This window comes from Nitrogeniibacter mangrovi, assembly GCF_010983895.1.
GTDB lineage: Bacteria > Pseudomonadota > Gammaproteobacteria > Burkholderiales > Rhodocyclaceae > Nitrogeniibacter > Nitrogeniibacter mangrovi.
This window is the reverse complement of record NZ_CP048836.1, coordinates 3,514,970-3,538,039: the sequence shown is the minus strand read 5'-3', so window position 1 is coordinate 3,538,039 and position 23,070 is coordinate 3,514,970. Positions and strand designations below refer to the sequence as shown.

Sequence of the window (23,070 nt, the reverse complement as noted above, 5' to 3'; positions counted from 1 at the left end):
TCAGGAAATCAAGGAAGCAACAATGGCTAAGGGAAAGTTTGAGCGGACGAAACCGCACGTGAACGTTGGCACGATTGGTCACGTTGACCATGGCAAGACGACGCTGACGGCCGCGATCACCACGGTGCTGACCGCCAAGTTCGGTGGTGAAGCCAAGGATTACGCTGCGATCGACAGCGCGCCGGAAGAGAAGGCGCGTGGTATCACGATCAACACCGCGCACGTCGAGTACGAGACCGAGACGCGCCACTACGCGCACGTGGACTGCCCGGGTCACGCCGACTACGTGAAGAACATGATTACCGGTGCGGCGCAGATGGACGGCGCGATTCTGGTGTGCTCGGCCGCTGACGGCCCGATGCCGCAGACCCGCGAGCACATCCTGCTGGCCCGTCAGGTCGGCGTGCCGTACATCATCGTGTTCCTGAACAAGTGCGACATGGTCGATGACGAAGAGCTGCTCGAGCTGGTGGAGATGGAAGTTCGCGAACTTCTGTCCAAGTACGAGTTCCCGGGTGACGACATTCCCATCATCAAGGGTTCCGCGCTGAAGGCCCTGGAAGGTGACCAGTCGCCGATTGGCGAGCCGGCCATCCTCGAACTGGCCGCTGCGCTGGATAGCTACATCCCGACCCCGGAGCGCGCCATCGACAAGCCGTTCCTGCTGCCGATCGAAGACGTGTTCTCGATCTCCGGTCGCGGCACCGTGGTGACCGGTCGTGTCGAGCGCGGCATCGTGACCGTGGGCGACGAGCTGGAAATCGTGGGCATCAAGGACACCGTCAAGACCACTTGCACGGGCGTGGAAATGTTCCGCAAGCTGCTGGACCAGGGTCAGGCAGGCGACAACGTGGGTGTGCTGCTGCGTGGTACCAAGCGTGAAGACGTCGAGCGTGGCCAGGTGCTGGCCAAGCCGGGTTCGATCACCCCGCACACGCACTTCACCGGTGAGGTGTATGTGCTGTCGAAGGAAGAGGGCGGTCGTCACACCCCGTTCTTCAACAACTACCGTCCGCAGTTCTACTTCCGTACCACGGACGTGACCGGTTCGATCGCGCTGCCGGAAGGCACCGAGATGGTCATGCCGGGCGACAACGTGTCGATCACCGTGAAGCTGATCGCCCCGATCGCCATGGAAGAAGGTCTGCGCTTTGCCATTCGCGAAGGTGGCCGCACCGTCGGCGCCGGCGTCGTGGCGAAGGTGATCGAGTAATCCCGTTACCGGGCGGCCTTGGTCGGCCGCCCTTGCTCTTTTTGGAAAAATCATGCAAAGCCAGAAAATCCGCATCCGCCTCAAGGCCTTCGACTACCGCTTGATCGACCAGTCGGCAATCGAAATCGTGGACACCGCCAAGCGCACCGGCGCCGTGGTTCGTGGCCCCGTGCCCCTGCCGACGCGCATCGAGCGATACAACGTGCTGCGTTCGCCGCATGTCAACAAGGCCTCTCGTGACCAGTTCGAGATTCGCACCCATCAACGCCTGATGGATATCGTCGATCCGACGGACAAGACCGTGGATGCCCTGATGAAGCTCGACCTGCCCGCGGGCGTCGATGTGGAAATCAAGTTGCAGTAATCAAGGGCTTGTGTTTGGCGCAATCAGGCCGGTATAATCCGGCCTTTGCGTTTTTCGCGCAAATTAATATCGGTCCCGGTCAATCGTAACCGGGTTTAGGAGAATAAAATGAGTCTAGGCCTTGTTGGTCGCAAGGTCGGCATGACTCGCATTTTTGCCGAGGATGGTCAAACCATCCCGGTGACGGTGCTTGACATGTCCGACAACCGCGTTAGCCAGATCAAGACCGAGGAAGCCGACGGCTACGTGGCCGTTCAGGTGGCCTTTGGGAAGCGCCGGGCTAGCCGTGTGGGCAAGCCGCTCGCCGGTCATCTTGCCAAGGCGGGTGTTGAAGCCAGTCGTCTGCTCCAGGAGTTTCGTGTCGATGCGTTGCCGGATGTCAAGCCGGGTGACGCGCTGACGGTTGAGCTCTTTGAGGTCGGCCAGAAAGTCGACGTTGTGGGGACGTCCATCGGTAAGGGTTTTGCCGGTGCGATCAAGCGCCACAACTTCTCGTCCAACCGTGCGTCGCACGGTAACTCCCTGTCGCATCGTGCGCCCGGCTCCATCGGTCAGGCGCAGGATCCTGGTCGCATTTTTCCGGGCAAGCGTATGGCGGGTCATCTCGGTGCTGTGCGCACCACGACGCAAAACCTCGAAATCATCCGTGTGGACGCCGAGCGTCAGCTGCTGCTGATCAAGGGTGCGGTTCCGGGTGCCAAGGGCGGCAATGTGGTCGTGCGACCGGCCGTGAAGGGGGCGTGATGGAACTGAAGCTTCTTAACGACCAAGGTCAGTCCGCAGAAACCGTTCAGGTTTCCGACGCGCTGTTTGGTCGCGAATTCAACGAGGCGCTGGTGCACCAGGTGGTGGTGGCCTACATGGCCAATGCCCGTTCTGCCAATCGTAAGCAGAAGGGTCGCGCCGAGGTGCAGAAATCCACGCGCAAGCCGTGGCGTCAGAAGGGGACGGGTCGCGCCCGTGCCGGTATGGCGTCCAGCCCGATCTGGCGTGGGGGTGGCAAGATCTTCCCGAACACCCCGGACGAAAACTTCAGCCAGAAGATCAACCGCAAGATGTTCCGTGCGGGTGTTGCTTCGATCCTGTCGGAGCTGGCGCGTCAGGGGCGTATCAGTGTGGTTGAGGATTTCTCGCTCGAGGCTCCCAAGACCAAGCTCCTGGCGGGAAAGCTCAAGGGCATGGGGCTGGAGTCGGTTCTCGTGATTACCGATGATCTGAACGAAAACCTGTTCCTGTCGTCGCGCAATCTGCGCGATGTGCTGGTGCTGGATGTTTCCGAGGCGGATCCGGTGTCGCTGGTGCGTTTCCCGCAGGTCGTCGTGACCAAGGGTGCGCTGGCCAAGATGCAGGAGGTGTGGCAATGAGCCAGCTTCAGCAAGAGCGTCTGCTCCAGGTGCTGCTCGCCCCGCAGATCTCGGAAAAGGCAACCTACGTTGCCGACAAGAACGAGCAGATCGTGTTCCGTGTGGCTTCCGATGCGACCAAGCCGGAAGTCAAGGCGGCGGTCGAACAGCTCTTCGACGTCAAGGTGAAATCGGTTCAGATCGCCAACGTCAAGGGCAAGGAGAAGCGCTTCGGCCGCATCATGGGTCGGCGCAAGGCTTGGAAGAAGGCGTTTGTGTGCCTGCAGCCCGGCCAAGAAATCAACTTTGCGGCAGGGGAGTGATTGAGTCATGGCGTTGGTAAAAGTCAAACCGACCTCCGCTGGCCGTCGTGCTGTCGTCAAGGTCGTCAACAAGGATCTGCATAAGGGCAAGCCCTTTGCCGGTCTCGTTGAGAAAAAGAGCAAGCGTGCTGGCCGCAACAATGCGGGCCGCATCACTGTGCGCCACCAGGGTGGTGGTCACAAGCAGCACTACCGTGTGGTCGACTTCCGTCGCAACAAGGACAATATTCCGGCGACGGTCGAGCGTATCGAATACGATCCGAACCGGTCGGCGCACATCGCGCTGGTGTGCTACGCCGATGGTGAGCGTCGCTACATCGTTGCGCCGCGCTACCTGGAGGTCGGGCAGCAGATCATGAGCGGTTCGGAAGCGCCGATCAAGCCGGGCAATGCTCTGCCGATTCGCAATATTCCGGTCGGTACCGTGATCCACTGCATCGAAATGCAGCCGGGCAAAGGTGCTCAGCTGGCGCGTTCTGCCGGTGCCTCGGTGCAGTTGCTGGCGCGTGAAGGCAGTTACGCTCAGTTGCGTCTGCGCTCCGGCGAGATCCGTCGCGTGCATGTCGAATGCCGTGCCACCGTGGGTGAAGTCGGCAACGGCGAACACAGCCTGCGCAAGCTCGGCAAGGCCGGCGCCAAGCGCTGGCGTGGCGTGCGTCCGACGGTTCGTGGCGTGGTCATGAACCCGATCGACCACCCGCACGGTGGTGGTGAGGGCCGGACTTCCGGTGGTCGCCATCCGGTGAGCCCGTGGGGTCAGCCGACGAAGGGCTATCGCACCCGTCGGAACAAGCGCACCAGTTCCATGATCGTTCAGCGCCGCAAGCGTTAAGGGATAACAGATGACTCGTTCTCTGAAAAAAGGCCCGTTCATCGACGCGCACCTTCTGAAAAAGGTGGATGCGGCGCGGGTAAGCAATGACAAGCGTCCGATCAAGACCTGGTCGCGTCGCTCCACGATCCTGCCGGATTTCATCGGTCTGACCATCGCTGTCCATAACGGTCGTCAGCACGTGCCGGTGTTCGTGACCGAAAACATGGTTGGCCACAAGCTTGGCGAATTTGCCCTGACGCGGACGTTCAAGGGGCATCTCGACAGCAAGAAGGCCAGGCGCTAAGGAGTGATGGAAATGGAAACGAAAGCCATTCTCCGCGGTGTGCGGCTCAGTGCCCAGAAGGGGCGCTTGGTGGCTGATCAGATTCGCGGCAAGTCCGTCGAGCAGGCGTTGAACATCCTCGCCTTTTCGCCGAAAAAGGGCGCCAAGATCATCAAGAAGGTGGTCGAGTCCGCCATTGCCAACGCGGAGCACAACGACGGTGCGGACATCGATGCCCTCAAGGTGAAAACCATTCACGTTGAGGAAGGCATGACGCTCAAGCGCTTCACCGCGCGGGCGAAAGGCCGTGGCAACCGCATCCTGAAACCGACCTGCCACGTGTTCGTCACGGTGGGTGACTAAGGGGGACTTATGGGACAGAAAATTCATCCTACCGGTTTCCGCCTCCCCGTCACGCGTGACTGGACGGCGCGCTGGTATGCAAACAAGAAGGACTTCGCGAAAACTCTGGCAGACGATCTGGCAGTACGCGATTTTCTGAAGAAGCGCCTGGCGCATGCATCCGTGGGTCGCGTCCTGATCGAGCGACCGGCCAAGAATGCACGCATCACCCTGTTCTCGGCACGCCCGGGCGTGGTGATCGGCAAGAAGGGCGAGGACATCGAGAAACTCAAGGCCGAGCTTCAGAAGATGATGGGCGTGCAGGTGCACGTCAACATCGAGGAAGTGCGCAAGCCGGAAACCGACGCCCAGCTGATTGCCGATTCAATCGCGCAGCAGCTCGAGCGCCGGATCATGTTCCGTCGTGCCATGAAGCGCGCCATTCAGAATGCCATGCGCCTCGGTGTCCAGGGTATCAAGATCATGAGCGCCGGCCGTCTGAACGGCATCGAGATCGCGCGTACCGAATGGTATCGCGAGGGTCGCGTGCCGCTGCACACCCTGCGCGCCAACATCGATTACGGTGTCTCCGAGGCCAAGACGACCTACGGCATCATCGGCATCAAGGTGTGGGTGTACAAGGGCGAGGTGCTGGGCCGCAACGAGCAGCCCGCTGCCGGCGAAACTGAAAACGAACCGCGTCGCAACCGTCGTGGTCGCGGTGACGGCGAAGGTCGCGGTGCCCGCCGTGGTGGTCGTCGTGACGCCGAGCGCACGGAAGGCGGCGCTGAGAGCAGGAGTGAATAATGCTTCAGCCGAAACGCAGAAAATATCGTAAAGAGCAAAAGGGCCGTAACACCGGCCTGGCGACGCGCGGCGCCAAGGTGTCGTTCGGGGAGTTCGGTCTGAAGGCCACCGGCCGTGGCCGCCTGACCTCGCGCCAGATCGAGTCGGCACGTCGTGCGATGACCCGACACATCAAGCGTGGCGGGCGCATCTGGATCCGTGTCTTCCCCGACAAGCCGATTTCGCGCAAGCCTGCCGAAGTCCGGATGGGTAAAGGCAAGGGCAACCCGGAGTACTGGGTCGCCGAGATTCAGCCGGGCAAGGTGCTCTATGAAATGGATGGCGTGGACGAATCGCTGGCGCGCGAGGCCTTCCGCCTTGCGGCCGCCAAGCTGCCGTTCGCGACCACCTTTGTCACGCGGCATGTGGGGTAATCATGAACGCAAGTGAACTCCGCGCGAAAAGCGTCGAAGAACTGAACACGGAACTGCTGGAGCTCCTCAAGGCCCAGTTCAGCCTGCGCATGCAGCATGCGACCCAGCAGTTGAACAATACCAGCCAACTGGGCAAGGTGCGCCGCGACATCGCGCGTGTCCGTACCCTGTTGCGTGAAAAGGCGGTCCAGCAATGAGTCAGGAAACGGTTAAGGCGACCCGTACGCTGTACGGCAAAGTCGTCAGCGACAAGATGCAGAAGACGGTCACGGTGCTCGTCGAGCGCCGCGTCAAGCACCCGCTCTACGGGAAGGTCATCATCCGTTCCGCCAAGTACCATGCTCACGACGAAGACGGCGTGGCGGGTGCGGGCGATACGGTTGAGATCCAGGAGTGCCGTCCGATCTCCCGCACCAAGTCCTGGCGCGTCTCCCGCGTCGTGGAAAAAGCGCGAATCATCTGAAAATGATGTCGGGGGCTTGGCAAAGCGTTGTCAAGCCCCTATAATTCCGCTTCTTTGCCTTTTCGGGCATTTTACCCTGACGGGTTCCAAGACTGACCGCTTGTTGCGGGTTAAGTTGGAGATTTAATTCATGATTCAAATGCAGACGGTGCTGAACGTCGCCGACAACTCCGGCGCGCGTTCGGTGATGTGCATCAAGGTGCTTGGCGGCTCGAAGCGTCGCTACGCCGGGGTGGGTGACATCATCAAGGTGGCGGTCAAGGAGGCGGTGCCTCGTGGTCGCGTCAAGAAAGGTGATGTGTACAACGCGGTGGTGGTGCGTACGGCCAAGGGCGTTCGCCGTCCGGACGGCGCGCTGATCAAGTTTGACGGCAATGCCGCTGTGTTGCTGAACACCAAGTTGGAGCCGATCGGCACTCGTATCTTCGGCCCGGTGACGCGCGAGTTGCGTACCGAGCGCTTCATGAAGATCGTGTCCCTGGCGCCTGAAGTGCTGTAAGGAGCGACCATGAACAAGATTCGTACTGGCGACGAAGTCGTGGTGCTGACGGGCAAGGATAGTGGCCGTCGTGGCACGGTGCTGCGTCGCGTGGATGCAGAGCGCGTGGTCGTTGAAGGCGTCAATCGCGTCAAGAAGCATGTTCGTCCGAACCCGATGAAGGGCGAAGTTGGTGGCATCGTCGAAAAGGAGATGCCGATTCATGTCTCGAATGTTGCGCTGTTCAATCCCGCGACCCAGAAAGGGGATCGTGTTGGGGTGAAGACGCTTGAGGATGGTCGCAAGGTGCGCGTCTTCAAGTCGAACGGCGAACTGGTCGACGCGTAAGGATTCCGTGATGGCTCGCTTGCAAGATTTCTACAAGGACACCGTCGCGCCGGGGCTGATGCAGCAATTCGGCTACAAGTCGGTGATGGAAGTGCCGCGTATCACCAAGATCACGCTGAACATGGGTGTGGGTGAAGCGGTCGGTGACAAAAAGGTGCTCGAGCACGCCGTTGGTGACATGACCAAAATTGCCGGCCAGAAGCCGGTGGTCACCAAGGCGCGCAAGTCGATCGCCGGCTTCAAGATCCGCGACGGTTATCCGATCGGTTGCATGGTCACGCTGCGCGGTCCGCGCATGTTTGAATTCCTCGACCGCCTGGTGAGTGTCGCGTTGCCGCGTGTTCGCGATTTTCGCGGGATTGGCGGTAAGGGTTTTGATGGTCGTGGCAACTACAACCTCGGTGTCAAGGAACAGATTATCTTTCCTGAAATCGAGTACGACAAAGTTGATGCGGTGCGCGGTATGAACATCAGTATCACGACTACGGCGAAGACGGATGCCGAGGCGCGTGCGCTCCTCGTTGCGTTCAAGTTCCCGTTCAAGAATTGAGGGCGATATGGCGAAATTGGCTCTGATCAATCGCGAAGAAAAGCGCGCCAAGCTGGTGGCGAAGTTTGCCGTCAAGCGGGCTGCGCTCAAGGCGCAAATCAAGGACACCAGCCTGTCGGAAGAAGAGCGCATGAGTGCGCGTCTCAAGCTGCAGCAGCTGCCGCGCAATGCCAACCCGACGCGCCAGCGCAATCGCTGCTCGCTGACCGGTCGTCCGCGTGGTGTGTTCCGCAAATTCGGTCTGTGTCGTAACAAGCTGCGTGAAGTGGCATTCCGGGGTGAAGTGCCCGGCATGACCAAGGCGAGCTGGTAAGGAGAGACGAAATGAGTATGTCCGATCCGATCGCCGATATGCTGACGCGCATCCGCAACGGTCAAATGGCGCAAAAGGCCACGGTGGCAATGCCGTCCTCGAAGCTCAAGGTGGCAATTGCCAAGGTGCTTCAGGAAGAAGGTTATATCGACGGTTACAACGTACGTGAGGGCGGTGGAAAGCCCGAGCTCGACCTGACGCTGAAGTACTATGCCGGCGAGCCGGTCATCGAGCGTATCGAGCGTGTGTCCAAGCCGGGTCTGCGTGTGTACAAGGGAAGCAACGACCTGCCGCGCGTCATGAACGGCTTGGGTGTTGCGATTGTTTCGACGCCGAAAGGTGTGATGACCGACCGCGCCGCGCGAGCCAATCGCGTGGGTGGTGAAGTCATCTGCATCGTGGCGTAAGGGGGCGAAGATGTCTCGAGTTGCTAAGAATCCGGTCGCGTTGCCCGCCGGCGTCGAGGTCAAGATCGCAGGCGGAGAGATCAGCGTCAAAGGTCCGCTGGGTCAGCTGTCCCGCGCGTTACATCCGTCCGTGTCCGTGGCCCAGGAAGATGGCGCGGTGGTGTGCAAGGCCATCGACGGCAGCAAGGCCTCCCGTTCGATGTCCGGGACCATGCGTGCGCTGGTCAATAACATGGTGACGGGCGTGAGCAAGGGTTTCGAGCGCAAGTTGAACTTGGTTGGTGTGGGTTACCGCGCTCAGGCTCAAGGCAAGAAGCTGAACCTCAGTCTCGGGTTCTCCCACCCGGTCGAGCATGAACTGCCGGAAGGTGTGACGGCCGAAACGCCGTCGCAAACGGAAATCCTCATCAAGGGGGTGGACAAGCAGTTGGTTGGCCAGGTCGCTGCCGAAGTGCGTGGCTATCGTCCGCCGGAGCCGTACAAGGGCAAAGGTGTGCGGTACTCCGACGAGCGTGTGGTCCTCCGGGAAACCAAGAAGAAGTAAGGGCGGTTTGTCATGATGAACAAGAAAGCGGTGCGTCTGCGCCGGGCTCGCAAAACTCGAGCCAAAATTTCCGAGCTCAAGACGGTCCGTCTGACGGTCTATCGCTCCAATCAGCACATCTACGCCCAGATCATCTCGGGGTGCGGCTCTCGCGTGATGGCTTCGGCCTCCACGAACGAGAAGGGTGCACGTGCCGAAGGTGGCAAAGGCGGTACGGTCTCCGCTGCTGTCGACGTCGGCAAGCGTATCGCCGAGCGGGCGAAAGCCGCTGGCATCGAGCAGGTGGCCTTTGATCGTGCGGGTTTTCACTATCACGGCCGCGTCAAGGCGTTGGCTGAGGCGGCCCGAGAAGCCGGCCTCAAGTTCTAAGCGAGGGTAGCAATGGCGAAACAGCAAACCAAGCGCGCCCAGGCAGCCGAAGAGCGGGACGATTCCCTGCGCGAAAAGATGGTGGCGATCAATCGCGTCACCAAGGTTGTCAAGGGCGGTCGCATTCTCGGCTTTGCCGCACTGACCGTGGTCGGTGACGGTGATGGCGGTGTCGGCATGGGCAAGGGCAAGGCGCGCGAAGTGCCGGTGGCCGTGCAGAAAGCCATGGACGAGGCGCGCCGCAAGCTGGCGAAAGTGTCCCTGAAGGATGGGACCCTCCACCATGCGGTGATCGGCAAGCATGGCGCGGCGACCGTGCTGATGCAACCGGCGCCCCACGGGACCGGTATCATTGCCGGCGGTCCGATGCGCGCGGTGTTCGAGGTGATGGGTGTGACCGACATCATTTGCAAATGCATCGGTTCGTCCAATCCGTACAACGTTGTGCGTGCCACGCTGAACGGCTTGTTCTCCGTGCGCACTCCGTCCGAGATTGCTGCCAAGCGCGGCAAGACGGTCGAAGAACTGATCGGGTGAGGCCATGGCTGAGAAGAAGATCAAAGTCACGCTCGTCAAGAGCGTGATCGGTACCAAGCAGTCCCACCGTGCCACGGTTCGTGGCCTCGGGCTCCGTCGCCTCAACCATTCGGTTGAGCTGGTGGATACGCCCGAAGTGCGGGGCATGGTCAACAAGGTCGCCTATCTGGTGAAGTGCGAGGGTTAAGATGCGACTCAATACCATCAAACCTGCCGAGGGTTCCAAGCGCGCCGCCAAACGGGTCGGTCGCGGTATCGGCTCCGGTCTGGGAAAGACGGCAGGTCGAGGCCACAAGGGCCAGAAATCACGCGCCGGTGGCTTTCACAAGGTCGGCTTCGAGGGCGGTCAGATGCCGCTGCAGCGCCGTCTGCCGAAACGCGGTTTCGTGTCGCTGCAGAAGGGCCGCAAGGCCGAGGTGCGCCTGTCCGAGCTGGACAAGCTTCCCGTCGATGACGTGGATCTGCTCGTTCTGAAGCAGGCGGGCGTGATTGCGTCCGATGCCTTGTCCGCGAAAGTCATTCTGTCCGGGGCCATCACCCGCAAGGTGAGTCTCAAGGGTGTCGCCGTCACCAAGGGTGCGCGCGCTGCCATTGAGGCTGCCGGCGGTTCGGTCGCCGAGTAAGGTTAAACGCTCGTGGCAAAGCAACCCGCAGCAATCGGAAACCAGGGCAAGTTCGGCGACCTGCGTCGCCGCTTCCTGTTCCTGATCGGCGCGCTGGTCGTTTATCGGATCGGCGCGCACATTCCGGTGCCTGGCATCGATCCGCATCGCCTGGCAGAGATCTTCCAGTCCCAACAGGGTGGCATCCTCGGGGTGTTCAACCTGTTCTCCGGGGGCGCGCTGAAGCGATTCACCATCTTCGCGCTCGGGATCATGCCGTATATTTCGGCTTCCATCATCATGCAGCTCATGAGCGTGGCATCGCCACAGCTCGAAGCGCTGAAGAAGGAAGGGGAAGCCGGTCGACGGAAGATTACCCAATACACCCGCTACGGTACGGTCGCGCTTGCGCTGTTCCAGGCGGTCGGGATTTCCGTCGCGCTCGAAGGCCAGCAGGGTCTCGTCGTCGATCCGGGGATGATGTTCCGCTTCGTGACGGTGGCGACACTGGTGACCGGGACGATGTTCCTGATGTGGCTTGGCGAACAGATCACGGAGCGCGGCCTGGGCAACGGTATTTCCCTGATTATCTTTGCGGGGATTGCTTCGGGGTTGCCGCATGCGATCGGGGGATTGTTCGAACTGGTTCGCACGGGTGCCATGCATCCCTTCACGGCGCTGTTCATCTGCGTGCTTGTGGTGCTGGTGACGGGTGTGGTCGTGTTTGTCGAGCGTGGCCAACGAAAGATTCTGGTCAATTACGCCAAGCGTCAGGTCGGCAACAAGGTCTACGGTGGTCAGAGTTCCCATCTGCCGCTGAAGCTCAACATGGCCGGGGTGATCCCGCCGATTTTTGCGTCGAGCATCATCCTGTTTCCGGCAACCCTCGGGCAGTGGTTCGGCGAGTCGGCGGGAATGTCCTGGCTCAAGGACGTGTCGGCCACGCTGTCACCCGGTCAGCCGATCTACGTGATGCTTTATGCCACCGCGATCGTGTTTTTCTGCTTCTTCTATACCGCTTTGGTTTTCAACGCCAAGGAGACGGCGGACAACCTGAAGAAGAGTGGCGCGTTCGTTCCGGGGATTCGTCCGGGTGAGCAGACCGCGAAGTACATCGACCGCATTCTCATGCGACTGACCTTCGCCGGGGCGATCTACATCACCCTCGTGTGTCTGTTGCCGGAGTTTTTGATTTTGAAGTGGAACGTTCCGTTCTATTTCGGGGGTACCTCGCTGCTGATCATCGTGGTCGTCACGATGGATTTCATGGCGCAGGTCCAGGCGTACATCATGTCGCACCAGTATGAAAGTCTTCTCAAGAAGGCGAATTTCAAGGGTGCGGGACTGCCGATGCGGTAATCGAGATGGCGAAGGAAGACGTCATTGAAATGCAGGGGGAGGTCCTCGAGAACCTCCCGAATGCCACCTTCCGGGTGCGTCTGGAAAACGGCCACGAAGTATTGGGGCACATTTCCGGAAAGATGCGCATGCATTACATCCGGATTTTGCCCGGGGATCGCGTCACTGTGCAGCTGACCCCGTACGACCTGACAAAAGGGCGGATTGTTTTCCGCTCGAAGTGATTGAATTTACGGGAGTATCAAAATGAGAGTGCAGGCTTCAGTCAAGCGAATCTGCCGCAACTGCAAGGTCATTCGACGCAAAGGCGTCGTTCGTGTGATTTGCACGGATCCGCGCCACAAGCAGCGCCAAGGTTGATAGCTCAGGCTATCAAGGTTATAATTTAAAGTTTAGCTTTCTGGGGTGATCGGATGGCCCGTATTGCTGGGGTAAACATTCCCAATCACAAGCACGCCGAAATCGCGCTGACCGCAATTTTCGGTATTGGCCGCACCCGCGCGCAGAAAATCTGCGACGCGGCAGGTGTCGAGCGCTCGGTCAAGATCAAGGATCTGACCGAAAGCGACATGGAGCGCCTGCGTGATGCGGTTGGTCAGTACGTTGTCGAAGGTGATCTGCGTCGTGAAGTCACGATGAGCATCAAGCGACTCATGGACCTGAGCTGCTACCGCGGCCTGCGTCATCGCCGTGGGCTGCCGTGCCGCGGCCAGCGTACCCGTACCAACGCTCGCACCCGTAAAGGGCCGCGCAAGGCGATCGCCGGCAAGAAGTGATAGAGAAAAAATATGGCTAAGACTGCTACCAAGGTTCGCAAGAAGGTCAAGAAGAACGTTGCCGAAGGCATCGTTCACGTCCACGCGAGCTTCAACAACACCATCATCACCATCACCGACCGGCAGGGCAACGCGCTGTCGTGGGCTACCGCGGGTGGTGCCGGCTTCAAGGGCTCTCGCAAGTCCACGCCGTTCGCTGCCCAGGTGGCGGCCGAAGCGGCCGGCAAGGCGGCCCAGGAGTGCGGTGTGAAGAACGTGGAAGTGCGAATCAAGGGGCCCGGCCCCGGTCGTGAGTCCTCGGTGCGTGCACTCAATGCACTGGGAATCAAGGTGACGAGCATCACCGACATCACGCCGATTCCGCACAACGGTTGCCGGCCGCCCAAGAAGCGCCGTATCTGACAAGGAGTTAAAACGTGGCTCGCAATCTTGATCCCAAGTGCCGCCAGTGCCGTCGTGAAGGCGAGAAGCTTTTCCTCAAAGGCGAAAAGTGCTTCACCGACAAATGCGCCATCGAGCGTCGCGCCTACGCCCCCGGCCAGCACGGCCAGCGTTCGGGGCAGCGCATGTCCGGTTACGGCGTGCAGCTGCGCGAAAAGCAGAAGATCCGTCGTCTGTACGGCGTCCTCGAGCGCCAGTTCCGCAAAGTTTATGCGGAAGCCGACCGCCGCAAGGGGCAGACCGGTGAAAACCTCCTTCAGTTGCTTGAAGGTCGCCTGGATTCCGTCGCTTTCCGCATGGGATTCGGCGCGTCGCGTGCCGAATCCCGTCAGGTGGTTCGCCACAACGGCGTTCTGGTGAATGGTCGCCGTGTGAACATTCCGTCGTACAACGTGCGCCCCGGCGACGTCGTCGAGCTGACCGAGCGTGCGCGCGCTTCGCTGCGCGTCAAGGCGGCCCTCGAAGCGGCTGAGTCGCGTGGTTTCCCCGAGTGGATCGAGGTGGACGTCAAGGCCGGCAAGGGTACGTTCAAGGCTTACCCGCAACGCGCCGAGCTGCCTGCGACCCTGAATGAAGGTCTCGTGGTCGAACTTTATTCCCGCTAATGGCGGGTCTGACGTAATTTGCGAACCAAGGACTGCTGATGCAAAGCAATGCACTGCTGAAACCGCGCATCATTGATGTACAAAGCCTGTCTCCGGTGCACGCTCGCGTGACCATGGAGCCGTTCGAACGTGGTTTCGGGCATACCCTGGGCAATGCACTGCGCCGAATCCTGCTCTCGTCGCTGCCCGGGTGTGCGGCGACGGAAGTGAGTATCGATGGCGTCCTGCACGAGTATTCGACGCTGGACGGCGTCCGCGAGGACGTCGTTGACCTGTTGTTGAACCTGAAAGGTGTTGTGCTCAAGATGCACAACCGTGGTGAAGTGACCCTGCAGCTGTCGAAGTCCGGCGAGGGTGTCGTGACCGCCGGGGATATCGAGACCACCCATGATGTGGAAGTGATCAACCCCGATTACGTCATTGCACACCTGGCACCCGGCGGCAAGCTGGAAATGCAGATCAAGGTCGAGGAAGGTCGTGGCTATCAACCGGCCAACCAACGGCCGGCCAGCGCTGAATCGCGTGCGATTGGTCACATCATGCTTGATGCTTCGTTCAGCCCGGTGCGCCGAGTGAGCTATCAGGTTGAGAGTGCTCGGGTCGAGCAGCGTACCGACCTGGACCGACTTGTCATCGACATCGAGACCAACGGTGCCGTCGATCCTGAAGAAGCCATTCGCTATGCCGCGCGTGTGCTCGTCGATCAGCTTTCGGTCTTTGCCGATCTCGAAGGCACTCCGGTCGAGGTTGAGCAGGCTCAGGCCCCGGCGATCGATCCGGTGCTGCTGCGCCCGGTCGACGATCTGGAGCTGACCGTGCGCTCGGCCAATTGCCTGAAGGCGGAAAACATTTACTACATCGGTGACCTGATCCAGCGGACGGAAACCGAACTGCTCAAGACGCCGAATCTCGGTCGCAAGTCGCTGAACGAGATCAAGGAAGTGCTGGCCTCCCGTGGCCTGACTCTCGGCATGAAACTGGAAAATTGGCCGCCGGCCGGGCTTGAAAAGCTCGGTTGATCGGTCGGGATAAAGGAACGAGATCATGCGTCACCGTAACGGTCTTCGCAAACTGAACCGCACGAGTTCGCATCGCCAGGCGATGCTGCGCAACATGGCCAACTCGCTGCTGGAGCATGAAGCGATCAAAACCACCCTGCCCAAGGCAAAAGAGCTGCGTCGCGTCGTCGAGCCGCTGATCACCCTGGGTAAGAAGCCCTCCGTCGCGAATCGTCGTCTGGCGTTCAGCCGCCTGCGCAATCGTGACATGGTCGTGAAGCTGTTCGACGAGCTCGGGCCGCGCTACGCGACCCGTAATGGTGGTTACCTGCGGATCCTCAAATTCGGTTTCCGTGATGGCGACAACGCACCGATGGCGTACGTCGAGCTGCTGGACCGCCCGGAGGCGGGTGAGGCGCCTGCAGAGGCCGCCGGTCAGGAAGAGCAGGCCGCATAAGTCAGCGACCGTCGCCGAAGGAAAAGCCGACCTCAGGGTCGGCTTTTCTGTCTTCCGAGGGGGGTTATTCGCCGTCCCCGTGGCGGTAGCGATCGATGCGTCTGCGGTCCTGTTTGGTCGGGCGTCCACCACGGCGTCCGGACTCGACCGGTGCGGCGGTAGGGGTCGCCCTGCGCGCCAAGCTTTCCGGCGTTTCCTCGTACAGCGTCTGTGCCACCGGTGCGGGGCCGCGTCGATCGGAGAGCGCCACGACCCGGACCGTGAGGCGCTCCTGGCCGCGCGTGATGTCGACCCGGTCGTCGATCCGGATGGGGTGGGCCGGCTTCACCCGCGCGCCGTTCAGGTGCGCATGCCCCCCTTCGATCGCGGCGCTGGCCACGGAGCGGGTCTTGAAGAAGCGGGCGGCCCAGAGCCATTTGTCGAAGCGCAATTTGTCCGGATCGGCGGGCGTCGTACTCATTCTTTCCTGGGGCGTTTCGAAAGCTTTCTTTGCAGGGTGCGGCGATGCATCTTGAGGGCGCGCGCGGTAGCCGAGATATTGCCATCGTTTTCGGCCAGCACGCGTTGAATGTGTTCCCACTCGAGCCGGTTCACCGACATCGGCGCAATGTCCATGACGGTCGGCGCTGGCGTACCGACGCCGCCGTCCATGGCGCGCAGGATGGTCTCGACGTCGGTGGGTTTGGCCAGATACTGATAGGCGCCTCGCTTGACGGCTTCGACCGCGGTGGCGATGCTCGCATAGCCCGTCAGGACGAGCACGCGCGCCCGGGGACGTAACGCGAGTATGGGTTCGATGAGGTCCAGCCCGGAACGGCCGGCGAGATTCAGGTCGAGGATGACGGCATCGATCGTCGGATCGCGACGCAGCAAGTCCAGCGCGTCGCTTTCGGTGGTTGCGCCGGTGGCGTCGATGTTGCGGTGTCCAAGGGCGCGTTGAAGCACCCGATTGAACGTCGGGTCGTCGTCGACGACAAGCGCGTGGTGGATTGGGGTAAGGGTTGTCATGGGCGGGCGACAGGCAGGGTGATCAGGGCAATCGTGCCACCGCCGGGGCGTGGCGAGAAGTGCAGGGAGCCGCCGGCGTGTTCGATGGACGCGACCGAGAGCAGAAGACCGATCCCGAGTCCTTCCGTCGGCAGGCGCTCGCGCAGGTGGGGCGCGTCAATGGCAGCGCGAACGTCGTCGGGGAGGCCGGGGCCGCGGTCCGCAATGCACAGATCGAGCAGTGCGCCCCGCCGGCAGACATCAAGCTCCACCGGCGCATCGCGGGAAACGGCCAGTGCGTTGGTGAGCACGTTGTGAATGGCCTGTGTGAAAGCCATGTCGATCGCGATCGAGGCGTCGACGTCTTCCCCACGGCGTACGAGGTGAAGCTCCGGGCGTTGCGCCTGCAGCCTGCCCAGCAACTCGTCCAGCCAGGCGTTGATCGGCCGGGCGGCGATATCGGAGGCCCGGGCACGTCCGGCGGCCTCGGTCAGCCGGCCAAGGATGCTCTTGCACTGCTCGATCTGCTGGTCGATCAGCGCCAGATCCTCCTGGATGTCGGGCGGATGAGTGCCGCGGCGCAGTTCGGACACGAGTAGCCGCATCGTGCCCAGCGGTGTGCCCAACTCATGGGCGGCGCCGGCGGCGAGGTTGGCCAGGGCCATGACGCGCTCGCCCCGCAGACGCTGTTCGCGCGCGTCGGCCAGTGCCTGGTCACGAGCGCGCATGGCGCGAGTCATGCGGGAGACATACCAGGCAATGACGATCGCCGATACGGTGAACGTGGCCCACATGCCGGCCAGATGCCACAGCGCGGCATGTGCCGAGGAGGGTAGCTGGAGCGGTATGTGGAACGACCACAGCCACGCGTAGACGAGGATGGAGAGCGCTGCGAGCATCCAGGCCTGCCGCACCGGAAGAATCGCCGCGCCCACGGCGATGATGGGCAGCAGCAGGGAAATCATGGGGTTGGTGGCGCCGCCGGTCAGGTACAGAAAGCTGCCCCACCCGGCCAGATCCACGACCAGCTCGACGAACAGCGGCCAACTGGTTCCCGGCGTCGCTGCGCCGAGACGTCGGGTGATCAGATTCCAGAGGGCGAGGGTGCCGGCGACAACGAATATTGCTTCGCGCGGGACGGTGATGCCGAACATTGGCCGTGCGCCGATGGCTGCCGCGAACATCAGTGCGGCCGACACCCAGCGCAGGGACACGAGCCGCGCGAGTGGCGGGGAAGCGGCGGCGTCTGGGGGCGTTGTCGGACGCACGAGCGCCGCAGTGTCTGGACTCATGGCCTATTATCACCCACTGGGCGCGGGGCTCCCATCCTGCGACAACGCGTCGCACGCCTGAGCCCCGGCGGCGCGCTACCCTAACGCGCTCAACAACCGGAGAGTACGATGTCAAAGTCACTACCCCTGATCGCCACCGCCTGTCTGATGTTTTCATCGTTGAGCGTGTGGGCCGGCGAGGTGAAAGTGGAGAATGCCTGGGTTCGTGGCACGGTGGCGGCGCAGAAGGCGAGCGGGGCGTTCATGCGCCTGACGGCACCCGAAGACATGCGCCTGCTCGGCGCCAGCACGTCGGTCGCCAAGGTGACCGAAGTCCATGAGATGACGATGGACAAGGACATCATGAAGATGCACCCGATCGACGGCCTCGATCTGCCGGCGGGCAAGCCTGTGGCGCTCACGCCGGGCGGATACCACATCATGTTGATGGGACTGAAGGCGCCACTGGCCGAAGGGCAGACCGTGGAGATTGTCCTGCGTCTGCGTGATGCGCACGGTCAGGTGTCTGAGCAACGGGTGGAGGCACCGGTACGCCCGCTCGGGGCGGCAGGCATGATGCACCACAACTGATTCGCGCGCGGGCGCGACGCGGCAGCCGCCCCCTGTGGGCGGTTCTTCCATTTCGTCACAGTCAGCATCCCACGATGACGGTATGATGCGCCGGTAATACCCGTGATGGAGCGAAAAGTCGCATGGCGTGTGTGCTCGTGACCGGTGGGGCCGGCTATATCGGTTCCCATACCTGTGTCGAACTGCTCGAGGCCGGCCACGATGTGGTCGTGGTCGACAATTACTGCAACAGCAAACCGGCGGCGCTGGCGCGGGTGGCGCAGATTGCCGGCCGACCGCTGACGGCCGAATACACGGCTGACATCCGTGATCGGTCCGCCCTGGACCGGATCCTGGGCGGCCATGACTTCGACGCCGTCATCCACTTTGCCGGGCTCAAGGCGGTGGGCGAATCGGTCAGCCAGCCGTTGGCCTACTACGACAACAACGTGAGCGGCACCGTGTGCCTTGCCGAGGCGATGGCCGACCACGGGCTCAAGCGGATCGTGTTCAGTTCCTCCGCCACGGTGTACGGTGATCCGGCCAGCGTTCCCATCCGGGAGAATTTTCCCACCGGGCCGACCAATCCCTACGGGCGGACCAAGTGGATGCTCGAATACATCCTGGCCGACATCGCGGCGTCCGACCCGGTCTGGCACGTCGCCCTGTTGCGCTACTTCAACCCGGTGGGGGCGCATCGTTCCGGCCGCATCGGCGAAGACCCGAACGGCATTCCCAACAACCTCATGCCTTACGTCGCCCAGGTGGCCATCGGGCGTCTCCCCGAGCTGCAGGTATTCGGAGACGACTACCCGACGCCGGACGGCACCGGGGTGCGCGACTACATTCATGTGGTCGACCTGGCGAAGGGGCATGTGCGCGCGGTCGAGCGGCTCATGAGCGGCCACGGTGTGCTCACGCTCAACCTCGGCACCGGGCGGGGCTACAGCGTGCTCGATGTGGTCAAGGCCTTCGAGCGGGCCTCCGGTCGCCCGGTGCCCTACCGCATCGCGCCGCGACGCCCCGGCGACATCGCCATGTGCTATGCCGATCCGGCCGCGGCGGTCCGGGAACTGGGCTGGCGCGCCGAGCATGGGCTCGATGCCATGTGCGAGGATGCGTGGCGCTGGCAGTCCCGGAATCCCGAGGGTTTCACCGATTGAACAGCGTTCGAAGGGGGAGTGGACGTGCGGTGGTGCCGGGGCCTATGATCCGGGCTTGTAAGTGAACACAAGGCTGGCGGTCACTCGTGAATCCTTCCGCGCATGAGGCGTTGCGGTTGTTTCGATCCATCTACGCCGCGGTGCGTCAGCACCTGCAGAAAGTGGAACGTCGTTGCGGTGCCAGTGGCGCCCAGGTCTGGGCGCTGGCGATGGTGGCGAGGCAACCCGGCATCCGCGTGACCGAACTGGCCTCGGCGATGGCCATCCATCCGTCTACAGCCAGCAACCTGCTCGCGAAGGCCGAACGCAGCGGCCTCATCCGGCGCGAACGCTCGGCTCGCGATCAACGGGTGGTGCAGCTCTACCTGACGGAGGCCGGCCAGGCGGTGCTGGCCAAGGCGCCCGAGCCCGTCGCGGGTTTGCTGCCCGATGCGCTCGGACGCCTGCCCGACGAGGTGCTCGGTCGTCTTTCGAACGATCTGCAGGCCCTCGCCAACACCATGGCGGTCGAGGTGGAGACGGTCAACGAGCCGTTCTCCGAACTCTGAGCCGGGCGTCGCCGCCGTGCCGGCGCCTTACCAGTTGCTGCGGATCCGGTTGCGGTACTGCACGTCGCTGGGCAACTGCTTCTGCATCGATTCGAGACGCTTTTCCAGGTCACTGGCCGCCTTCGCCAGCGTGTCGCGCGACAGGCGCGGCAGCTCCCGCTGGCGTGCGATGAGCCGTGCCAGCATGTCGATGGCCGCCTTGCGCTGGCGGGCGTCGGGTGGCAGGTAGAGGCCGAGGCCGGCCTTCTCCAGCGTCTCGAGCACCCGGAGGCGGCGCTCGACCCGGTTCAGGTACCGGGCTTCCGGATCTTCGGTGATCGCATCTTCAGCCATGGCGTGTGCCTCTCTTACCTAAGTCGTATCGTCCAAACGCTAGCATTTTGCACCCGGTTCGGCGCAAATGCGCGCCGTCCGGCCGGGATTGGCGGGTAATCGGCTACTGCTGCAATATGTGCTTACACAGTCGGGGCCGAGGTGTCGTCGGCGCGGCGTGCGTTCAGCAACGGGGCCAGGTAGCGGCCGGTGTGGCTGCCCGGCGTGGCGGCGATGGTCTCCGGCGGGCCGGCCGCGAGGATGGTACCGCCGCCGTCGCCGCCTTCCGGGCCGAGGTCGATCAGCCAGTCGGCGGTCTTGATGACGTCGAGGTTGTGTTCGATGACGACCACCGTGTTGCCGTGGTCGCGCAGCCGGTGCAGCACCGCGAGCAGCATCTCGATGTCCTTGAAGTGCAGGCCAGTGGTCGGTTCGTCGAGGATGTAGAGCGTGCGGCCAGTGTCGCGCTTGGACAGTTCCAGCGCCAGCTTGACCCGCTGCGCCTCGCCACCGGAGAGGGTGGTCGCGCTTTGTCCGAGGCGGATGTAGCCCAATCCCACGTCCATGAGCGTCTGCAGCTTGCGGGCCACGACCGGCACCGGGGAAAAGAAGTCCAGCGCCTGCTCCACGGTCATTTCCAGCACGTCGTGGATGGTGCGGCCCTTGTAGCGGATCTCCAGCGTCTCGCGGTTGTAGCGCTTGCCGTGGCAGACGTCGCAGGGCACGTACATGTCGGGCAGGAAGTGCATCTCGACCTTGATCAGGCCGTCGCCCTGGCAGGCCTCGCAGCGCCCGCCCTTGACGTTGAAGGAGAAGCGTCCTGGCCCGTAGCCACGGGCGCGGGCGTCGGGCACGCCCGCGAACAGCTCGCGGATCGGGGTGAGCAGGCCGGTGTAGGTGGCCGGGTTGGAACGCGGGGTGCGGCCGATGGGCGACTGGTCGACATTGATGACCTTGTCGAAGAAGGCCAGGCCGTCCACTTCGGCATAGGGGGCCGGGTCGAGGTTGGAGCCGTACAGGTGACGCGCGGCGACGGCGTAGAGGGTGTCATTGATCAGGGTGGACTTGCCTGATCCGGAGACGCCGGTCACGCAGGTGAACAGGCCGACCGGCAATTGCAGGTCGACGCCCTTGAGGTTGTTGCCGCTGCAACCGCGCAGGTCGAGCTGACGGTCGGCGCGCGGCGCCGTGCGTGTGGTCGGCACCGGGATCGTGCGCCGGCCCGACAGATAGGCGCCGGTGAGCGAATCCGGGTGCAGGGCGATGTCCTCGGGCAGGCCTTCGGCGATCACCTCACCGCCGTGCTCGCCGGCCCCCGGGCCCATGTCCACCACATGATCGGCGGCGCGGATCGCGTCCTCGTCGTGCTCCACCACGATCACCGTATTGCCCATGTCGCGCAGGCGCTTGAGCGTGCCCAGGAGGCGGTCGTTGTCGCGCTGATGCAGGCCGATGGAGGGTTCGTCGAGCACGTACATGACCCCGGTGAGCCCCGAGCCGATCTGGCTCGCCAGGCGGATGCGCTGTGCTTCGCCGCCCGACAGGGTGTCGGCGGAGCGGTGCAGGGTGAGGTAGTTGAGCCCGACGTTGATGAGGAACTGAAGCCGGCTGGTGATCTCGCGCACGATCTTGTCGGCCACCTGGGCGCGGTGGCCGGACAGGCTCAGGGTGTCGAAGAACTGGGCGCACTCGGCCAGCGGCAATCGGCTCACCTCCGGCAGGTTGCGCTCGCCGATGCGCACATGGCGCGCCTCGGCGCGCAGGCGGGTGCCGCCGCAGGTGGGGCAGGCCTGCTCGGCGCGCAGCTTGGCCAGTTCCTCGCGCACGGTGATCGAGTCGGTCTCGCGATAGCGCCGTTCGAGGTTGGGGATGATGCCTTCGAAGGGGTGCTCCTTGAGCACCGAGCGGCCGCTGTCCGACAGGTAGCGGAACGCGATCGGAGTGCGCCCGCTGCCGTGCAGCACCACCTGGCGCACCGCCTCGGGCAGCGCCTCGAACGGCGTCTCCACGTCGAAGCGGTAGTGGGTGGCCAGTGAGGTGAGCATCTGGAAGTAGAACTGGTTGCGCCGGTCCCAGCCCTTGATGGCGCCGCCGGCCAGGGACAGGTGGGGGTGGGCGACGACGCGCTCGGGATCGAAGAAATCCACCTGGCCGAGGCCGTCGCAGCGCGGGCAGGCGCCCGCCGGGTTGTTGAAGGAGAACAGGCGCGGTTCGAGCTCGGCCAGCGCGAAGCTGCACACCGGGCAGGCAAAGCGGGAGGAGAACAGGTGCGCCTCGCCCGAATCCATCTCCAGCGCAATGGCCCGGCCCTCGGCATGGGTGAGCGCGGTCTCGAAGGACTCGGCCAGGCGCTGGCGCGCGTCCGGGCGCACCTTGAGGCGGTCGATCACCACGTCCACGTCATGGCGCTTGTTCTTGTCGAGCTTGGGGGCCGCGTCCAGCTCGACGACCTCGCCGTCGACACGCACGCGCACGAAGCCCTGGGCGCGCAGTTCGGCGAACAGCTCCAGCTGCTCGCCCTTGCGGCCGCTGACCACCGGCGCGAGGATCATCAGCTTCGTGTCTTCGGGCAGCGCCAGCACATGGTCCACCATCTGGCTCACGCTCTGGGCCTCGAGGGCATGCTCCGGATGGTCGGGGCAGTGCGGAATGCCGGCGCGGGCATAGAGCAGGCGCAGGTAGTCGTGGATCTCGGTCACCGTGCCGACGGTCGAGCGCGGATTGTGGCTGGTGGCCTTCTGCTCGATGGAGATCGCCGGCGACAGGCCTTCGATCAGGTCCACGTCGGGTTTTTCCATCAGCTGCAGGAACTGGCGGGCATAGGCCGAGAGCGATTCCACGTAGCGGCGCTGGCCTTCGGCGTAGAGGGTGTCGAAGGCCAGCGACGACTTGCCCGACCCGGACAGGCCGGTGATGACCGTGAGCCGGTTGCGGGGCAGATCCAGATTGACGTTCTTGAGGTTGTGCGTCCGGGCGCCGCGGATGCGAATGAAGTCCATGCGTACCTACGTCGGTGGCGGGAGGGGCGGCTAACCGGTTACTATAGTTGCTTTACGCAAGCCCTCTCAAG

At 62.8% G+C, this 23,070-nt stretch carries 38 protein-coding genes; 33 read left to right on the top strand and 5 right to left on the bottom strand.

The genetic code is table 11. The features are described from left to right. Positions 1-22: 22 nt before the first annotated feature. From tuf to rplQ, 30 genes are all read left to right on the top strand, one after another. Positions 23-1,213 (top strand): elongation factor Tu, encoded by a 1,191-nt coding sequence (tuf, locus tag G3580_RS16420; RefSeq protein WP_173767314.1) that lies wholly within the window; start codon positions 23-25, stop codon positions 1,211-1,213. Positions 1,214-1,265: 52 nt separating this feature from the next. Continuing rightward, on the top strand, positions 1,266-1,577 hold the full coding sequence (rpsJ, locus tag G3580_RS16415; RefSeq protein ID WP_173767312.1) for a 30S ribosomal protein S10: 312 nt from the start codon (positions 1,266-1,268) through the stop codon (positions 1,575-1,577). Between the two features lie 108 nt (positions 1,578-1,685). Beyond that, the gene (gene rplC, locus G3580_RS16410; RefSeq protein ID WP_173767310.1) at positions 1,686-2,321 is read left to right on the top strand and encodes a 50S ribosomal protein L3; all 636 of its coding nucleotides are present in this window, start codon (positions 1,686-1,688) and stop codon (positions 2,319-2,321) included. Continuing rightward, complete coding sequence (gene rplD / locus G3580_RS16405) at positions 2,321-2,941, top strand: 50S ribosomal protein L4 (RefSeq protein WP_173767308.1); 621 nt, start codon at positions 2,321-2,323, stop codon at positions 2,939-2,941. Before rplC ends, rplD begins: the two co-directional genes overlap by 1 nt. Continuing rightward, positions 2,938-3,243, top strand: a complete 306-nt coding sequence (rplW, locus tag G3580_RS16400; RefSeq protein ID WP_173767306.1) for a 50S ribosomal protein L23 — start codon at positions 2,938-2,940, stop codon at positions 3,241-3,243. Before rplD ends, rplW begins: the two co-directional genes overlap by 4 nt. A 7-nt stretch (positions 3,244-3,250) precedes the next feature. Continuing rightward, entirely contained in the window at positions 3,251-4,075 is an 825-nt protein-coding gene (gene rplB, locus G3580_RS16395; protein WP_173767304.1) for a 50S ribosomal protein L2, read from the top strand. Between the two features lie 10 nt (positions 4,076-4,085). After that, positions 4,086-4,361 carry a 30S ribosomal protein S19 gene (gene rpsS / locus G3580_RS16390; protein ID WP_173767302.1) on the top strand — a complete coding sequence of 92 codons (276 nt, stop codon included), beginning with the start codon at positions 4,086-4,088 and terminating at the stop codon, positions 4,359-4,361. 12 nt (positions 4,362-4,373) lie between these two features. Further along, a complete protein-coding gene (rplV, locus tag G3580_RS16385; protein ID WP_173768861.1) occupies positions 4,374-4,703 on the top strand; it encodes a 50S ribosomal protein L22 in 330 nt (109 codons plus the stop codon). Between the two features lie 9 nt (positions 4,704-4,712). Beyond that, on the top strand, positions 4,713-5,489 hold the full coding sequence (gene rpsC, locus G3580_RS16380; RefSeq protein WP_173767300.1) for a 30S ribosomal protein S3: 777 nt from the start codon (positions 4,713-4,715) through the stop codon (positions 5,487-5,489). Beyond that, positions 5,489-5,902, top strand: a complete 414-nt coding sequence (gene rplP, locus G3580_RS16375; protein WP_173767298.1) for a 50S ribosomal protein L16 — start codon at positions 5,489-5,491, stop codon at positions 5,900-5,902. Before rpsC ends, rplP begins: the two co-directional genes overlap by 1 nt. A 2-nt stretch (positions 5,903-5,904) precedes the next feature. Beyond that, complete coding sequence (gene rpmC, locus G3580_RS16370) at positions 5,905-6,099, top strand: 50S ribosomal protein L29 (protein ID WP_173767296.1); 195 nt, start codon at positions 5,905-5,907, stop codon at positions 6,097-6,099. Further along, positions 6,096-6,365 carry a 30S ribosomal protein S17 gene (gene rpsQ, locus G3580_RS16365; protein WP_173767294.1) on the top strand — a complete coding sequence of 90 codons (270 nt, stop codon included), beginning with the start codon at positions 6,096-6,098 and terminating at the stop codon, positions 6,363-6,365. The genes rpmC and rpsQ overlap by 4 nt, the downstream gene beginning before the upstream one ends. 130 nt (positions 6,366-6,495) lie before the next feature. Continuing rightward, complete coding sequence (gene rplN, locus G3580_RS16360) at positions 6,496-6,864, top strand: 50S ribosomal protein L14 (RefSeq protein ID WP_173767292.1); 369 nt, start codon at positions 6,496-6,498, stop codon at positions 6,862-6,864. 9 nt (positions 6,865-6,873) lie between these two features. After that, positions 6,874-7,191 carry a 50S ribosomal protein L24 gene (gene rplX, locus G3580_RS16355; protein WP_173767290.1) on the top strand — a complete coding sequence of 106 codons (318 nt, stop codon included), beginning with the start codon at positions 6,874-6,876 and terminating at the stop codon, positions 7,189-7,191. Positions 7,192-7,201: 10 nt separating this feature from the next. Continuing rightward, the gene (gene rplE / locus G3580_RS16350) at positions 7,202-7,741 is read left to right on the top strand and encodes a 50S ribosomal protein L5 (RefSeq protein ID WP_173767288.1); all 540 of its coding nucleotides are present in this window, start codon (positions 7,202-7,204) and stop codon (positions 7,739-7,741) included. 7 nt (positions 7,742-7,748) lie between these two features. Next, positions 7,749-8,054, top strand: coding sequence for a 30S ribosomal protein S14 (gene rpsN / locus G3580_RS16345; RefSeq protein WP_173767286.1), 306 nt, complete (start codon positions 7,749-7,751; stop codon positions 8,052-8,054). An 11-nt stretch (positions 8,055-8,065) separates the two neighbouring features. Further along, positions 8,066-8,461 (top strand): 30S ribosomal protein S8, encoded by a 396-nt coding sequence (gene rpsH, locus G3580_RS16340; protein ID WP_173767284.1) that lies wholly within the window; start codon positions 8,066-8,068, stop codon positions 8,459-8,461. Between the two features lie 10 nt (positions 8,462-8,471). Beyond that, positions 8,472-9,005, top strand: a complete 534-nt coding sequence (rplF, locus tag G3580_RS16335) for a 50S ribosomal protein L6 (RefSeq protein ID WP_173767282.1) — start codon at positions 8,472-8,474, stop codon at positions 9,003-9,005. 15 nt (positions 9,006-9,020) lie between these two features. Beyond that, positions 9,021-9,374: a 50S ribosomal protein L18 gene (gene rplR / locus G3580_RS16330; RefSeq protein ID WP_173768860.1), complete on the top strand. Its 354-nt coding sequence runs from the start codon at positions 9,021-9,023 to the stop codon at positions 9,372-9,374. A 12-nt stretch (positions 9,375-9,386) separates the two neighbouring features. Next, positions 9,387-9,911, top strand: a complete 525-nt coding sequence (gene rpsE, locus G3580_RS16325; protein ID WP_173767280.1) for a 30S ribosomal protein S5 — start codon at positions 9,387-9,389, stop codon at positions 9,909-9,911. A gap of 4 nt (positions 9,912-9,915) precedes the next feature. Next, positions 9,916-10,098, top strand: a complete 183-nt coding sequence (rpmD, locus tag G3580_RS16320; protein WP_173767278.1) for a 50S ribosomal protein L30 — start codon at positions 9,916-9,918, stop codon at positions 10,096-10,098. A 1-nt stretch (position 10,099) separates the two neighbouring features. Further along, a complete protein-coding gene (gene rplO / locus G3580_RS16315; RefSeq protein ID WP_173767276.1) occupies positions 10,100-10,534 on the top strand; it encodes a 50S ribosomal protein L15 in 435 nt (144 codons plus the stop codon). Between the two features lie 12 nt (positions 10,535-10,546). Further along, entirely contained in the window at positions 10,547-11,872 is a 1,326-nt protein-coding gene (gene secY / locus G3580_RS16310; protein ID WP_173767274.1) for a preprotein translocase subunit SecY, read from the top strand. Between the two features lie 5 nt (positions 11,873-11,877). Then, positions 11,878-12,096 carry a translation initiation factor IF-1 gene (infA, locus tag G3580_RS16305; RefSeq protein ID WP_173767272.1) on the top strand — a complete coding sequence of 73 codons (219 nt, stop codon included), beginning with the start codon at positions 11,878-11,880 and terminating at the stop codon, positions 12,094-12,096. A gap of 22 nt (positions 12,097-12,118) precedes the next feature. Then, positions 12,119-12,232, top strand: coding sequence for a 50S ribosomal protein L36 (gene rpmJ, locus G3580_RS16300; protein WP_159683631.1), 114 nt, complete (start codon positions 12,119-12,121; stop codon positions 12,230-12,232). A gap of 53 nt (positions 12,233-12,285) precedes the next feature. Beyond that, positions 12,286-12,648, top strand: a complete 363-nt coding sequence (gene rpsM / locus G3580_RS16295; RefSeq protein WP_173767270.1) for a 30S ribosomal protein S13 — start codon at positions 12,286-12,288, stop codon at positions 12,646-12,648. A 12-nt stretch (positions 12,649-12,660) separates the two neighbouring features. Further along, positions 12,661-13,050: a 30S ribosomal protein S11 gene (rpsK, locus tag G3580_RS16290; protein ID WP_173767268.1), complete on the top strand. Its 390-nt coding sequence runs from the start codon at positions 12,661-12,663 to the stop codon at positions 13,048-13,050. Between the two features lie 14 nt (positions 13,051-13,064). Further along, the gene (gene rpsD, locus G3580_RS16285; protein WP_173767265.1) at positions 13,065-13,694 is read left to right on the top strand and encodes a 30S ribosomal protein S4; all 630 of its coding nucleotides are present in this window, start codon (positions 13,065-13,067) and stop codon (positions 13,692-13,694) included. A gap of 38 nt (positions 13,695-13,732) precedes the next feature. After that, positions 13,733-14,713, top strand: coding sequence for a DNA-directed RNA polymerase subunit alpha (locus G3580_RS16280; RefSeq protein ID WP_173767256.1), 981 nt, complete (start codon positions 13,733-13,735; stop codon positions 14,711-14,713). Positions 14,714-14,738: 25 nt separating this feature from the next. Then, positions 14,739-15,149, top strand: a complete 411-nt coding sequence (gene rplQ / locus G3580_RS16275) for a 50S ribosomal protein L17 (RefSeq protein WP_173767254.1) — start codon at positions 14,739-14,741, stop codon at positions 15,147-15,149. A gap of 64 nt (positions 15,150-15,213) precedes the next feature. Here rplQ and G3580_RS16270 read toward each other — a convergent pair whose 3' ends face one another. Genes G3580_RS16270 through G3580_RS16260 form a run of 3 tightly spaced genes read right to left on the bottom strand, consistent with a single transcriptional unit; the run spans position 15,214 to position 17,350 of the window. Next, on the bottom strand, positions 15,214-15,609 hold the full coding sequence (locus G3580_RS16270) for an RNA-binding S4 domain-containing protein (RefSeq protein WP_173767252.1): 396 nt from the start codon (positions 15,607-15,609) through the stop codon (positions 15,214-15,216). Then, on the bottom strand, positions 15,606-16,157 hold the full coding sequence (locus tag G3580_RS16265) for a response regulator transcription factor (RefSeq protein WP_173767250.1): 552 nt from the start codon (positions 16,155-16,157) through the stop codon (positions 15,606-15,608). Before G3580_RS16265 ends, G3580_RS16270 begins: the two co-directional genes overlap by 4 nt. Then, entirely contained in the window at positions 16,154-17,350 is a 1,197-nt protein-coding gene (locus G3580_RS16260) for an ATP-binding protein (protein WP_173767248.1), read from the bottom strand. Before G3580_RS16260 ends, G3580_RS16265 begins: the two co-directional genes overlap by 4 nt. 186 nt (positions 17,351-17,536) lie before the next feature. Between G3580_RS16260 and G3580_RS16255 the strand changes: the two genes are divergently transcribed. The 3 genes from G3580_RS16255 (at position 17,537) to G3580_RS16245 (ending at position 19,688) form a co-directional block, all read left to right on the top strand. Then, positions 17,537-17,998 (top strand): copper chaperone PCu(A)C, encoded by a 462-nt coding sequence (locus tag G3580_RS16255; RefSeq protein WP_228720695.1) that lies wholly within the window; start codon positions 17,537-17,539, stop codon positions 17,996-17,998. Between the two features lie 122 nt (positions 17,999-18,120). Continuing rightward, positions 18,121-19,140 carry a UDP-glucose 4-epimerase GalE gene (galE, locus tag G3580_RS16250; RefSeq protein ID WP_173767247.1) on the top strand — a complete coding sequence of 340 codons (1,020 nt, stop codon included), beginning with the start codon at positions 18,121-18,123 and terminating at the stop codon, positions 19,138-19,140. Between the two features lie 116 nt (positions 19,141-19,256). Then, positions 19,257-19,688 (top strand): MarR family winged helix-turn-helix transcriptional regulator, encoded by a 432-nt coding sequence (locus tag G3580_RS16245; RefSeq protein WP_217424517.1) that lies wholly within the window; start codon positions 19,257-19,259, stop codon positions 19,686-19,688. Between the two features lie 27 nt (positions 19,689-19,715). Here the strand turns inward: G3580_RS16245 and G3580_RS16240 are convergent, their stop codons facing one another. Both G3580_RS16240 and uvrA read right to left on the bottom strand, forming a co-directional pair. Continuing rightward, entirely contained in the window at positions 19,716-20,021 is a 306-nt protein-coding gene (locus G3580_RS16240) for a hypothetical protein (RefSeq protein WP_173767243.1), read from the bottom strand. Positions 20,022-20,143: 122 nt separating this feature from the next. After that, positions 20,144-22,999: an excinuclease ABC subunit UvrA gene (uvrA, locus tag G3580_RS16235; RefSeq protein ID WP_173767241.1), complete on the bottom strand. Its 2,856-nt coding sequence runs from the start codon at positions 22,997-22,999 to the stop codon at positions 20,144-20,146. Positions 23,000-23,070: the final 71 nt, after the last annotated feature.